Source organism: Ensifer sp. SSB1 (assembly GCF_016652895.1).
Lineage (GTDB): Bacteria > Pseudomonadota > Alphaproteobacteria > Rhizobiales > Rhizobiaceae > Ensifer.
In genome coordinates this window covers 75,184-88,654 of sequence record NZ_JAEPRP010000007.1, presented here as the reverse complement: position 1 = coordinate 88,654, position 13,471 = coordinate 75,184, and the positions used below count along the sequence as shown (strand labels likewise).

At 61.7% G+C, this 13,471-nt stretch carries 13 protein-coding genes; 6 read left to right on the top strand and 7 right to left on the bottom strand.

Annotated features, from left to right (window positions below; genetic code table 11):
• The 6 genes from I8N66_RS03265 to I8N66_RS03240 form a co-directional block, all read left to right on the top strand.
• On the top strand, window positions 1–280 hold a 280-nt coding region (locus I8N66_RS03265), incomplete at its 5' end, for an FCD domain-containing protein (RefSeq protein ID WP_291149594.1).
• A gap of 74 nt (window positions 281–354) precedes the next feature.
• Window positions 355–684: a cupin domain-containing protein gene (locus I8N66_RS03260; protein ID WP_291149591.1), complete on the top strand. Its 330-nt coding sequence runs from the start codon at window positions 355–357 to the stop codon at window positions 682–684.
• Between the two features lie 95 nt (window positions 685–779).
• The gene (locus I8N66_RS03255) at window positions 780–1,802 is read left to right on the top strand and encodes an ABC transporter permease (protein ID WP_113537068.1); all 1,023 of its coding nucleotides are present in this window, start codon (window positions 780–782) and stop codon (window positions 1,800–1,802) included.
• Entirely contained in the window at window positions 1,802–2,689 is an 888-nt protein-coding gene (locus I8N66_RS03250; protein ID WP_291149586.1) for an ABC transporter permease, read from the top strand. Before I8N66_RS03255 ends, I8N66_RS03250 begins: the two co-directional genes overlap by 1 nt.
• 4 nt (window positions 2,690–2,693) lie before the next feature.
• The gene (locus tag I8N66_RS03245) at window positions 2,694–3,530 is read left to right on the top strand and encodes an ABC transporter ATP-binding protein (protein WP_113537066.1); all 837 of its coding nucleotides are present in this window, start codon (window positions 2,694–2,696) and stop codon (window positions 3,528–3,530) included.
• Window positions 3,530–4,291, top strand: a complete 762-nt coding sequence (locus I8N66_RS03240; protein ID WP_113537065.1) for an ABC transporter ATP-binding protein — start codon at window positions 3,530–3,532, stop codon at window positions 4,289–4,291. The genes I8N66_RS03245 and I8N66_RS03240 overlap by 1 nt, the downstream gene beginning before the upstream one ends.
• A gap of 453 nt (window positions 4,292–4,744) precedes the next feature.
• On the opposite strand, the gene I8N66_RS03235 is transcribed toward I8N66_RS03240, so the two are convergent.
• The 7 genes from I8N66_RS03235 to I8N66_RS03205 form a co-directional block, all read right to left on the bottom strand.
• Window positions 4,745–6,343, bottom strand: a complete 1,599-nt coding sequence (locus tag I8N66_RS03235; RefSeq protein ID WP_291149581.1) for an ABC transporter substrate-binding protein — start codon at window positions 6,341–6,343, stop codon at window positions 4,745–4,747.
• Window positions 6,344–6,433: 90 nt separating this feature from the next.
• On the bottom strand, window positions 6,434–7,063 hold the full coding sequence (locus I8N66_RS03230; protein WP_291149577.1) for an SGNH/GDSL hydrolase family protein: 630 nt from the start codon (window positions 7,061–7,063) through the stop codon (window positions 6,434–6,436).
• Window positions 7,064–7,081: 18 nt separating this feature from the next.
• Entirely contained in the window at window positions 7,082–8,230 is a 1,149-nt protein-coding gene (locus tag I8N66_RS03225) for a mandelate racemase family protein (protein WP_291149574.1), read from the bottom strand.
• A gap of 584 nt (window positions 8,231–8,814) precedes the next feature.
• Window positions 8,815–9,855 (bottom strand): fatty acid desaturase, encoded by a 1,041-nt coding sequence (locus tag I8N66_RS03220; protein WP_291149615.1) that lies wholly within the window; start codon window positions 9,853–9,855, stop codon window positions 8,815–8,817.
• A gap of 362 nt (window positions 9,856–10,217) precedes the next feature.
• Complete coding sequence (locus I8N66_RS03215) at window positions 10,218–11,276, bottom strand: septal ring lytic transglycosylase RlpA family protein (RefSeq protein WP_291149612.1); 1,059 nt, start codon at window positions 11,274–11,276, stop codon at window positions 10,218–10,220.
• Between the two features lie 295 nt (window positions 11,277–11,571).
• Complete coding sequence (locus I8N66_RS03210) at window positions 11,572–12,567, bottom strand: ABC transporter permease (protein WP_291149573.1); 996 nt, start codon at window positions 12,565–12,567, stop codon at window positions 11,572–11,574.
• Window positions 12,568–12,613: 46 nt separating this feature from the next.
• Window positions 12,614–13,423: an ATP-binding cassette domain-containing protein gene (locus I8N66_RS03205; protein WP_291149572.1), complete on the bottom strand. Its 810-nt coding sequence runs from the start codon at window positions 13,421–13,423 to the stop codon at window positions 12,614–12,616.
• Between the last annotated feature and the right edge of the window lie 48 nt (window positions 13,424–13,471).

Below are 13,471 nucleotides of genomic sequence, written 5' to 3'. Positions count from 1 at the left end.
GGCGATTGCAGAAGCCACGCAAAACCGCCGCTTTCCGGAGTTTCTGCAACTGATCCGCACCGGAATCATTCCGCGCGGAGAACTGCAGGGCTCTGCGCCGGGCTCGCGCCCTAAGGACTATAACCTCCACCTTCAGGAGGAGCATGGTCAGATTGTCGAGGCGATCATCGAGGGCAATGCCGAAGCGGCGCGCGAGCGCATGCGCGCTCATCTGAGGGGAAGCCTTGAGCGATACAACGCACTCTTGCGTTCCCGCACCATGACGCCCGACGCGATTTAACGTACGCCCGTAGTTGTCATACAGGAAGAAGAACATGTATGATGATGTTGTTATACATCATCTGCGAGGTCTGCATGTCTCTTCCCATTTTCCCCACGGTTTCAACCGACACAGGCGTCACCCGCCAGGTCCTTTCGGATTCGCCTGAACTCATGGTCGTCTCGTTTCGCTTCGAAAACGGTGCGAAAGGCAAGCTCCATCGACACCCGCACGTGCAGTCGACCTATGTGGCGCGCGGAAAATTCCGCTTCTTTCGCAATGGTCAGGCCTATGAACTGAAGGCTGGCGACAGCCTTGTAATCCCCGGAAACACTGAGCACGGCTGCGAGTGCCTGGAGGAAGGAGAGCTCATCGACTGCTTTACCCCCCGCAGAGACGACTTCCTCTCGGTCGGGTCTGCTTGACACCCAGCATAACCTGTGACAGGTTCGTCGAAAGTTGTCATACAGGATAGGAGCCTGTAGCGCCTCACCTCAGGCGACTGACAAACGGAGGAACCATGTCAATTCGTCGCTTACGCTTCCACGGCGTGGCCGGGCAGGTCGGGACCATTGCGGTCACGTTGCTCGGCCTGCTTCTCCTGACCTTCTTCATCGGCCGCCTCATGCCGGCCGATCCGGTCCGCGCCATCGTCGGAGAGGACGCGACCCGCGAAACCTACGAGCAGGTGTATCACTCGCTTGGACTTGATCGTCCGCTCTGGGAACAGTTCGCCTACTATCTGGGCGATGTCTTCACCGGGAACTTCGGAACCTCCATCCGCACGGGCCAACCGGTCATTGAAGATATCCTGCACGTGATGCCGGCAACGATCGAGCTTGCGACCTTCGCAATCCTCATCGGCGCAGGGCTCGGCGTTCCGCTCGGGGTGCTTGCTGCCGTCAACAAGGATCGCTGGCCGGACCATGTGGTGCGCGTCTTCAGCCTGTTCGGGCATTCCATGCCAATCTTCTGGACCGGCATGATCGCGCTGATCGTCTTTTATGCCTATCTCGGCCTCGTCGGTGGCAGCGGACGAATGGACCAGTTCTACATAGGCCTTGTGGATGAACGGACCGGCTTTCTCCTGATCGACAGCCTGATTGCCGGCGAAATGGATGTGTTCTGGTCGGCCGTCAACCACATCATCCTGCCGGCGTCGCTGCTTGGCTACTCCTCGTCCGCCTATATCACCCGCATGACCCGCAGCTTCATGCTGGATCAGCTTGGTCAGGAATATGTCACGACGGCGCGCGTCAAAGGCCTTTCTCGCAGTCAGACGATCTGGCAGCACGCCTTCATCAACATTCGGGTGCAACTGGTCACCATCATCGCGCTTGCCTATGGCTCGCTGCTCGAAGGCGCCGTGCTGATCGAGACAGTCTTCGCGTGGCCGGGCTTTGGCCAATATCTCACCAACAACCTCATTACCGGCGACATGAACGCCGTCATGACCTGCGTCCTGATCGTCGGCATCATCTTCATCGCGCTCAATCTTCTGTCCGACGTTCTCTACCGCATCTTCGACCCGAGGACACGCTGATGACCACCCAAGCTGAAACCGCGTTCCGCTTGCCGGCTCCGCTCCATGCACTCAAGAACATCGTGCGCTTCCTCTTGAAGAGCCCGACCTCGACCTTCGGTCTTGGGGTGCTGGTTCTTCTCGTCCTGGTCGCCGCCTTCGCGCCGCTGATCGCCACGCATGATCCCTACGCCCAGGACCTGACCAACACGCTGCAGGCGCCGGGTCACGGGCATCTGTTCGGTACGGACGAGCTTGGCCGTGACATTTTCAGCCGGCTGGTCTGGGGCTCGCGCATCACCCTCACGATCATCTTCCTCGTCTCGATCGTCGTTGGCCCCATCGGCCTCGTCATCGGCACGACCGCCGGCTACCTCGGCGGCAAGGTCGATACCGTGATGATGCGCATCACGGATATCTTCCTGTCCTTCCCGAGCCTCATCCTCTCGCTCGCCTTCGTCGCGGCGCTCGGGCCAAGCCTGAACAACGCCATTATCGCGATTGCGCTCACCTCATGGCCGCCGATCGCGCGCCTCGCGCGCGCAGAGGCGATGACGTTTCGGAAAGCCGATTACATCTCCGCGGCTAGGCTCCAGGGCGCATCGGCCACGCGCATCATCGTCAAGTCGATCATGCCGATGTGCCTGCCCTCGGTGCTCATTCGCCTGACATTGAACATGGCGACCGTCATTCTGACGGCTGCCGGTCTCGGCTTCCTGGGGCTCGGCGCACAACCTCCGCTGCCGGAATGGGGCGCGATGATCGCGACCGGCCGCAAGTACATGTTGGACAGCTGGTGGCTCGTCACCTTCCCCGGCGTCGCCATTCTCTCGGTCAGTCTCGCATTCAACCTTCTCGGCGACGGGCTGCGCGATGCGCTCGATCCGAAGCAGATGAACCGGAGGTAGACCGATGAGCCAAGACATTCTCGAGGTCGAAAACCTCCGCATCCGCTATGGCGGCGCAGCAACCGAAGCCGTGCGCGGCGTCTCCTTCACCCTCGGGCGCGAACGCCTCGGTATCGTCGGCGAGTCCGGCTCCGGCAAGTCGACGGTCGGACGCGCCCTGCTGCGACTACTGCCGGGTGCCACGATCACCGCCGACAAGCTGCGCTTTGCCGAGCTCGATCTGACGGCGCTCTCGGAAAAGGAGCTGCTCAAGGTGCGCGGCCGGCGCATGTCCATGATCCTGCAGGATCCGAAGTTCTCGTTGAACCCCATTCGCCGGGTCGGCGACCAGGTGGCGGAAACCTATCTGCGGCACTTCAGGTGCAGCAAAGCGGAAGCCCGTCAAAAGGCGCTCGCCATGCTGGCGGCGGTGAAGATCCGCGATCCGGAACGCGTCTATGATCAGTATCCGCACGAGATATCCGGCGGCATGGGGCAACGCGTGATGATCGCGATGATGCTTCTTGCCGATCCCGAGCTCGTCATTGCCGACGAACCGACCTCGGCGCTCGACGTCACGGTGCGGTTGCAGGTGTTGAACATTCTCGATGGCCTCGTGCGGGATCGTGGCATCGGGCTGATCATGATCAGTCACGATTTGAATCTCGTGCGCAATTTCTGCGACCGTGTTCTGATCATGTATGCCGGCCGTATCGTCGAAACGCTGGCCGCCCGGGACCTCGACAAGGCACAACATCCCTATACGCGCGGCCTGCTGGCAGCCCAGCCGCGGATCGGCGGCCCGCGGGCACCGCTCAGCGTGCTCGATCGCCGTCCCGAATGGCTGGAGGAGAAAGCCTGATGTCCGTCTCAGTCGAAGCTCGCGATGTCTCCATCACTTTCGGTAGCGGCCCCACGGCGGCCAAAGTCTTGCCAAGCGTCACCTTCTCCGTGGCGCCGGGCGAATGTTTCGGCCTCGTCGGCGAAAGCGGATCGGGCAAGTCCACGGTGCTGCGCTGCATCTCGATGTTGACCGACATCTGGACCGGAGACGTGCTCATCGGTGGACGGTCGGTGCGCGACATGCCGCTGATCGAACGCTGCCGCACGCTGCAGATGGTCTTCCAGGATCCCTACGGCTCGCTGCATCCGCGCCAATCGGTCCGCACGGTGCTGAACGAGCCACTCGTCATCCACAGGCTCGGAGATCGAGAGCAGCGCATGCGCAAGGCAATCACGGATGTGGGCCTCCCGGTCTCCTTCCTCGATCGCTTTCCGCACCAGCTCTCCGGCGGCCAGCGGCAGCGTGTTGCGATCGCACGTGCGCTGATCCTCGAGCCTTCCCTGCTGCTCCTCGACGAGCCGACGTCTGCGCTCGATGTTTCGGTGCAGGCGGAAATCCTCAACCTGCTTCAGCGCCTGCGCGAAGAGCGTGGCTTCACCTACATCATGGTGACGCATGATCTGGCGGTGGTGGACCATATGTGCGACCGCTTTGCGGTCATGCTGCGCGGCGAGATCACCGAAGTCCTCCCGCGCGAAGCCATCCCCGGCAACCAGGCAACGCACGCCTATGCGCGCGAACTCATCGGCGCCTCGCTCGAATACGAAGGTTCGCACTGACCGCGCCTCTCGCGCGAAACAGGCGAAAGTCCTCCTCCCCAACTCGCCCGGCCCAGCGCCGGGCTTTTTGTTGTCTGGCCGGGCCTGCTGTCGCTGGAGCATAAAGACACGAGCCCGCATATTCCACTGACGCGAGGCGCACGCCGCAAGCCCTTTCTCCTCGGGCAGCGCGGGAGCCTGAGCTGCAACCGAGCCGAGCCACCATTTCCTGCGCTTGACCAGCGACGCCAGCGTCCAAAGGCTTCGACGACGTCTGATGTGCAACAGCGGGCAGAACCGGAGCGGGATGCTTCGGCGCCCGCAGAAGGGAGCGGCGCATGGTAGCGAATGCGCCCCCGCCGATCGCCTGCGACAATCGCATTGGCCAGCGCTTCGCAACGGCGCAAAAAAGGAAGAAGGCGCATGCTGCCATGCGCCTTCTTCGCTTCATTCTCTTTGTATGCGCGGCAGCGATTACCGCTCCTTGGTCACACCCTCGAAGCGCGAGAGCCAGGGGCTCACGATCATGCCTTTCACGTCGCTTCGGTACGCGGCCGTGTCGACCACTTCCGAGAACGGCTGGATCGACATGACGATCTCGTCCATGTACTGCTGCACGCCCTCATAGAGCTTGGCCTGCTTGGCTGCATCGCGCTCGACCAGTGCTTCCTCGATCATCTTGTTCAGCTTCTCGTCGTAGAAGCTGGTGCGCCAGCTCTGATAGTTGGTCAGCTTTGCATCGTCCGAATTGTCGGGGTTGTACGCGATGGACCGCAGATTGTTGTCCGGATGCGGCTGCTGGCCGCCGCCGCCGCGCCCCAGCAGCAGCTCGAAGTTTCGCTCGCGCATCGCGCCATAGATTTGATCGCCCGAACCACTGATGAGTTCCGCCTGGATGCCGGCCTGGGCAAGCGTGTTCTGGATGGCCGTCGCCGCCTTCATAAAGGGATCTTCGGACAGGACGCGCAGTGTCGTCTTGAAGCCGTCCGGGTAGCCTGCCTCGGCAAGCAGTGCCTTTGCCTTCGCCACGTCCAACTTGTAGCCCTCGTCCGGCAACGCGCCGAGAACGCCTGACGACAGGGGTCGCTGATGCAGCTTGCCGTAATAGGGCATGACTGCCTTGTCGAGACCGTCATAGTCGATCAGGTAGCGCAGTGCCTCGCGCACCTTCTTGTTGGCAAAGCGCTCGTCCTTCATCGAGACGCTGAGATAGTAGAACCCAGAACCCGGCGTCGATGCGATGGCAATAGCCTCGTCAGCCTCCAGCGACTTCAGGTCCGGCGCTTGCAGCGAGTAGGCAACATCGATGTCGCCCTTTTCCAGAAGCAGCCGTTGCGACTGGGATTCAGGCAGGTGACGCATCAGCACCCGCTTCATTGCAGCCTTTTCACCCCAGTAGTCGTCGTTGCGCGTAAGGATGATGTATTCGTTCGATTTCCACTGTGTGAGCGTGAAAGGACCGGAACCGGCGGAATTGAGGGTCAGCCACGCGGCACCGAGGTCGCCGTCCTTCTCGTTCTCGAGCACCGTCTTGCTGTCGAAGATGGAGCCGGGGCCATTCTGGGCCAGGATCATCAGCAGCAGGTTCGGGTCGTCGGGTTTCGGCAGATTGAGAACGAAGGTGTGGTCGTCTTCGGCGACGAATGCCTTGTCGGCCGCCTCCAGCGTGAAGCCGCGCGTCTTGAGGAAGGACGACTGAGCGAGGTTCCGCGCAAGCAGGCGCTTCAGGCTCCAGGCAACGTCCTGAGCCGTTACGGGATTGCCGGACGCAAACTTGGCATCGCTGCGCAGGTGAAAGCGGATCGACTGGCGGTCGTCCGAGACCTCCCAGCGTTCGGCCAGGCGCGGCTGCACGCTGCGGTCCTGCGGCGAAAGAACGACCAGCGTGTCGTAGATGTTGTTCAGAACCTGTACGGTCTCGCGGCCGGTGATGGCGGCGGGATCGAGCGTCAGGATGTTGCTCATCGTCGTTGCGACGACGAGTTGGTCATCCGGTGTTTCGGCAAGAACGCCGTGCGGCGTCGAGGCGATGAGAAGCGCGCCGAACGCGACCGTTGCGAGAAAGCGTTTCATATTTCCTCCTATTGCGGCCGCCCACGCGGGAGTTCGGCCTTCCGGTTATAAGTTCCGCCCCGCCTGTTCCTCCACAGACATAGGGACAGATCAGCCAAGAATTTCGGCAACGGGCGCGGCGAGCGCCCGACCGACCGCCGCTGTCGCAGCGGCTTCGAGATGCACTCCATCGATCTGCGAGGCGCGCGCGACGGAGCCGGCATCGAAGAATGCGTGTCCGAGTTCGCTCGCCAGCTTGCGGTAGAGCGGAGAAAGCCGCTCGGACTCCGCTATGCTGCGCCCGGCCGCCGGCTGTCCGCCCGGACCGACGGAACAGGGTGGCGGAGCGACGATCAGCAGCTTCGGCCGGGCGCCAGCCGGTTTGTAGGGAAACGTGTCGACGATCTGCGCCAGCCGGCGCATACCGGAAACGGCCCCTTCCGCCCGCCCGCCATGCACGGGCTTGATGTCATTGGTGCCGAGCATCACGACGACGAGATCGAGCGGCATATGACTTGCAAGCGCCACCTGCAGCGCCTTGGCCCCATTGCGGCACGCCGGTCCGGCATGGTCGTCGTAGCAGGTCGTGCGACCACCAAGCCCTTCGGGGATCACCTTTGCTGCGCCTTCGAGTTCCCGGGCAAGCACCTCGGGCCAGCGACCTTCCGGCGGATGGCGCAAGCCGGTCTCCGGATCTGCGCCCCACGTCAGGCTGTCACCAAAAGCGAGAATGGTCTTCACGGGCAGATCCCTCGCTCGTCACCGGACACGGTGATTTTCGATGAACTCGAAGTCGATGTCCTCGCCGAGACCCGGACGGTCCGGCACATGCACAAAGCCTTCCCGATCCATCGGGTCGGATAGCGACTTCAGATAATCGTGCCCGTCATCGTATTCGAGGAACGGGTGGAGCAGCCCGCGCTCGTACCAGCGGCAGTTCTTCGTTGCCGCGACCACATGCAGGTTCATCGCGGTATTGCCGTGAACCTCGCACTCCATACCGAAGGCCTCGGCAAGGTGCATGGTTTTCAGTGCCGGCGTGATACCGCCAACGTCGTTTACGCCGGTCCGCAAGATGTCGCAGGCACCCGCCTTGATCCATTCGGCACGGTGCCAATGCTTGCCGCCCGCGCTTTCCGGACCAATGACGGGGATGTCCAGATTGTCGGCCAGCCACTTGTAGGAAGACAGCGACTGCTCATCCATCGGCTCCTCGATCCAATCGAAGCCGAGCTTTTCCAGGCCGCGCCCAAGCTCGAGCGCATCCGTGCGCGAATACCAATGAAAGGCATCGATCATCAGTCGGACATTCGGCCCGACGGCCTCGCGAACGGCCGCGCAGGCCTTGATGTCCATCTTCACGTCCGGCGCCCAGCTGACGGGGGGCATCCAGGTGTGCAGCTTGATGCCCTTGTAGCCGCGTTTGACGAGCGCTTCGGCAAAGCGACCGTAGTCTTCAGGTGTCGCGAGGCCACCCTCCAGTTCATCGCCGCACATGATGGAACCATAGGCGAGCACCTTGTCGCGGTAGCCCCCGACCAACTTGTATACAGGTTGCTTCAAAGTCCGCCCGGCAAGGTCCCAGAGGGCGCAATCGACCACGGCGAGCGTGCGATCCGTGAGCTGCGCGGCCGAACCACGCTGCCAATGGGCGAGATCCTGCCACAGCCGCTCGCGATCCCGGTGATCCTGGCCAATCAGGACCTTCTTGACAAACTTCTCGATGACATGCGGCCGCACAATCTCCGGCGCCGTAAAGGAATGGCCTTCATGACCATCTTCCGTGCGGACGGTCAGCATTGCCTGCTCGACCTGGTGTGGCGGGCCTGGATGCGCGTGACCAGCACTGTCCGAATGGCGGCGAGTGGTCGTGCGGAAAACCCGCACTTCGACGTCGGTGATGATCATTAGTCCTCCGGTATGCGAAAGGGGGCGGCTCGGCCGCGCCAACTTGTCTAATGTAGATTAGACAGATACCAGCCAACTTGTCAAACATGTACGACAACTTTTGAAAAATGCCTGATAGGCATCCTGTTTCCACAGTCCCTCAACGCCAGGATCAGCTTCAGGTGAACGAACAGTGCCGGCCAAACGAGGCGGGCGGGTGCCACATAGCCCGCGAACTGAGCGCGCTCGAAACCCGCCCACGGCAATCGCGCTGATCAATGAAGCGACCACCGTCGTTCTCTATCGCGGGCTGGGGGAGGCTGTGACATCAGACAAGGGCGAGATATGGCGATCATCGGACGCCAAGGTCCGCATTCGCAACTCCTGTCCGCCCCGCCTGACGGTTTTCAGTTGCTCGCTGCGCGACCTCGGCATTGCACTTGCCGATTCCTTGCTCGCCGCCATGCCGGCCCGACGCCTACCCGGCGGGATCGGTACGGCTCCTCTGGCCCATGGCACGCATCCCGGGCAAGAACGATTGATCAAGGCACATGGCCGTGCTTGGCTGCGTCGGCCTCGGATCTCAGAACGGCGAAAGCCGCCTGTTATGGGTGAACGGCTGTATTGGCAGCTTCCCGGAAGGAAACGAGCTTCTGGTGCTTGTCATCCCAAAGGACGAGCCTGACGCACTGCAAGCTATCCCAAATAGTGATGCGGCCGATATCCGCGAGTTGCGGATGGTCGCGCAGGACCTCCGGCAATCTGTAGTAGGGGATCCGGCTGGAAAGATGATGCACGTGATGAATGCCGATATTGCCGGTCAGCCATCGCAGCACCAGCGGCAGGTCATAATGGGAAGCACCGTGCAGAGCTGCCCGCGGGAAGTGCCAATCCTCACCGGCAGACCAGTGCGTCTCTTCAAACTGGTGCTGCACATAAAAGAGCCAGATGCCAGCCGCACCCGACAAGAGCACGATCGGCAGGTGGATCAAGAGGAAGGGCGCAAGCCCGATCGCCCATGCCATCACGGCGGCGCAGATCACGATCGCGAGGTTCGTCGCCATGGTGGAAACCCAGGGTAGCGTACCTCCGTTCATCATCCCGAAGGGCAAGCGCTGCTTGAGCAGGAAGAGCCAGGCAGGGCCGATGCCGAACATGACCAGCGGATGCCGGTACAGGCGATAGCCCAGGCGCCTCATGGGTGAAAGTGCGCGGTATTCCGAGATCGTGAGCGTGGTGATATCGCCGATGCCCCGCTCGTCCAGATTGCCAGCCGAGGCATGATGAATGGCGTGCGCCCGGCGCCAGTAATCGTAAGGCGTCAACGTCAGCACGCCAATGACACGTCCTGTCCAGTCGTCGAGCCCGCGACGAGCAAAGAACGAACCGTGTCCGCAGTCGTGCTGGATCATGAAGAGCCGAAGAAGGAAGGCCGCGGCCGGAATGATTGCGATCAGCCCGTACCAGAACTCGTGAACGAGGGAGAAATAGGCGATGCCCCACAAGCCGACGAACGGGACGATTGTGACGAGAAGCTCCAGGGCGCTGCGCCCAATACGGGGCTGACGGTACTTCGCAAGAATCTTCAACCATGCACCGGCATTATCTTCGGCAAGTGAGGCCGGTGGATAGACATGTGTGTTCATCAAATCTGGTCCGTATATCCCTCGCCCCGCAACAAATTGCCAGGCCTGTGGCTTGCGCTGGAATTTCAGGCGCAATGGCTGAAAGTGTCAGGCCGGGTGAGACTTGCGCGTCGCATAACCGCGATTGCGCTCGGCCTCATCGGCCAAGGCGCGCAAACCGCGTTCGGCAACTCAGTCTGCCGGGCCCTGGCTTCCGTCCCCTGCTCGGCTCCGGCAGCCACGATGGCCTCTGCGGCTGCTGCCGAGTAGGCTTGTTTTCGTCTGCCGTCAACGCTTCGCGTTCGACTCTCCGCATCTACCGACCACCGCAGCGATGCCTCCTCCGGCGCCCGTACCTTCAAGTCAAGGTGCGGCAGCGTTCTCTACGCGTCCCGAAGCAGGCGATTTAGGGTAAGCCAACGGTAGCCGTGGAGCGCACGTCGTCTTTTGGAGATCACACCAATCAGGCGCTTGAGGCGATTGAAAACGGGCAGAGGGAGCACCTTAACTTCGCACATGTCGCGCGCCCCAGTATCAGCCTCTTCCTCCAAGCAATATTTGACATCCTTGATATCGCGGACCTTTGCACCGCTGCCCGACGAACGTTCGAAGGAAACGGAAGCGCTTTCAAGCGATATCCCCATTTGCTCGGAAGTCCCCGCGCCAATCCATGGCTGGTAGGAGAGGTTCGCCGTACTGGCTACCAGGTTCGCCCGCGTCGACCAGAGGGACTGGGGGTCACCCCGCAGATGATCGACGCTCGACGAGTTCGAGGCCAGCCTGACCTCGCTAGCGCTTTGAATTTCCGGGTCGATGTCCGGGAGCCGTTCACGCGTCTTGACGTAGGAGGCCATGAGATAGGGCTCGTCATGTCCATCCAAGCGGGCACGACCCATATACTGCACGCGAACGGAGGCGGTGCCGCGATGTTTCAGGTCCAGCATATTCGCTGCCTTGCTGGAAACATCGATGATGCGACCCTGACGATAGGGACCCCGATCATTGACGCGCAGGATGAGCGAGAAGCCGTTTTCGAGATTGGTTACGCGGACATAACTGGGCAAGGGAAGGGTCGGATGAGCAGCAGAGAGGCGATCCGGGTTGTAAACTTCGTTGTTGGCGGTCCGACGCCCCTTGAACGCCGCGCCGTACCAGGAAGCCTTTCCCTTCTTGTCGTAGCTCGGGTCTTCCTTCGGATAGTAGCGCGTGCCTCTCACAACATAGGGATTGCCGACGGTATAGCGGCCGCCACCCTTGCGAGTGTGCTTGCTCCGGGTGGCCCGCGGGCTCGGTCTCAGTCCGTATGCCTTCTCGGCAACATGTCTTTCGCTGTGCTCGTCGTTCGGGGCTTTGGGGGTCGTACAGGTGGCGCACCATGCGCACGCGATCGCGATCACCAGGCATCGCGCGCCGTTGACGGCCTCACCGACATCGATAACCATCTTGCCAACACTGACGACGGCGGTCCGCGCATCAGCAATGTACCGCGACACACACGCTCATGCTGACCGCGCGCTCGAACTCTTCTGTAGATTGGGTCGAGAGACAGGTGGAAAGACAACTGAGGCATGCGTCGGAGCACTGCCAAATCCGGGGTCGCGCCATTCATTCGCTCCATCCATGACAACAATTGTCAAATCGGCCTGATGGCAAGAAGTTCCCTGGATGCACGCGAATTTGCGGCGTCCGGCCAACACTCCCCTTGCAAGGCCGGAACCGGGCGTCGGGCGCTGAACGTTACTCGCTCTGACGGAAATTGCGGACGCGATCGAAAAGGACCGCGAGGATCGTTGCGCTGCCGATGAACGTACCCTGCCAGAAGGCGTTGATGCCGAGAAGCCCAAGGCTGTTGCGGATGACCTCGATCAGTGCGGCGCCGACGAGTGCGCCGAAGGCCGTGCCTGCGCCGCCGGCGAGATTCCCGCCTCCGATAACGGCGGCGGCGATGACCTGAAGCTCCATGCCGGCGCCGATGTTGGTTGTCACCGCTCCGAGCCAGCCCGTCTGAATGATGCCGGCGATGCCGGCCGACAGCGCCGAGATCATGTAGACGCAGACCTTGATGGGCCGCACAGGCAGGCCCGTGGCAATGGCCGCCTTTTCGTTGCCGCCGATGGAGTAAATATATCGGCCGATCCGCGTCCAGCGCAGGACGAAGCCGGTCAGGAGCGCGAGGACGATCATGTAGATCACCGGGTTGGCAATGCCGAAGACCGACCCGCCGCCAAGCGCCAGCAGCTTGGCGTGGTCGGGGCCGAACTCGAAGACCACCGTATTGTTGGAGGCGACCATCGCCAGGCTCCGGGCAACCGAAAGCATGCCGAGCGTCACGACAAAGGGCGGAAAACCGAGATAGGCAATGAGGATGCCATTGAACGCGCCGATCACCAGCGCCGTTGCGACGGAGACCGTAATGCCCGTCTCGATGCCGTATCCCGCGTGCATCGTGACCGCGAGCACCATGCTGCACAGGCAGAGCACCGAGCCTACCGAGAGGTCGATGCCACCGGTAATGATGACGAGCGTCATGCCCAGCGCGATGATTGCGACGAAAGTGACGTTGCGGGTGATGTTGTAAAGGTTCTTCGCCGTCGCAAAACTGTCGGTGGCGAAGGACAGGAAGACACAAGCGAGGATGACTGCAACCAGAACCCAGAAGGTCTGGCTGGCCAGGATCGTTCCTGCAAGCGTGCGCTGCCTGTGGGCGATCGTCTCGTGCAGCGTCGTTGCCATCTTTCCCTCGAGTTCCTCCGGCACGGAAGGTCCAGTTCGCTTTTGCTTATCCGCCCTCGATCGCGCCGGTAATCAGGCCCGTAACCTCCTCCGGTGAGGTCTCCACGATCGGTTTATCGGCCACTTTCCGGCCGCGGCGCATGACGATGACGCGGTCGGCGACATCGAATACGTCTGGCATGCGATGACTGATGAGGACAACCAGAATGCCGCGATCGCGCAGTTGCCGGATCAGATGCAGCACTTCGGCAACCTGGCGCACGGAAATTGCCGCGGTCGGCTCGTCCATCAGCACGATTTTCGCCTCAGAGATCATCGTGCGCGCGATCGCCACCGCCTGCCGCTGCCCGCCCGACATCTGTCGCACGAGATCGCGGGCCCTGGTCTCGGAGCGGAGTTCCCTAAAGATCTCGCCGGCGCGCCGGTACAGTGCCTTGTAGTCCAGCACGCGCAAGGGGCCGATGCCGCGCCTCAATTCGCGACCGAGGAAGACATTCGCCGCTGCGGAGAGGTTGTCACAATGGGCGAGATCCTGGTGCACGATCTCGATGCCGAACTGCCTTGCCTCGACCGGCCGATGCAGGACGATATCGCTGCCGTTGAGGCGCATGCTGCCGTGGCTCGGGCGGTAATTTCCTGCGATCATCTTGACCAGCGTCGACTTGCCGGCGCCGTTGTCGCCCATCAGGCCGACAACCTGGCCTGCCTCCAGCGACAGCGAAATGTCGTTCACTGCCTGTATGGCCCCGAAGTGCTTGGAAATATTGCTGAGTTCTAGCAGCACGACCAGCCTTCCAGACTCCCAAAGGCGCGCCAATTCACCTTTGCCAAGGCGCGCCGCGGCATATCCACTCATGAATGAGTGGATACTTATTTACGCAAATCGCCATGAATGCGTCAATGA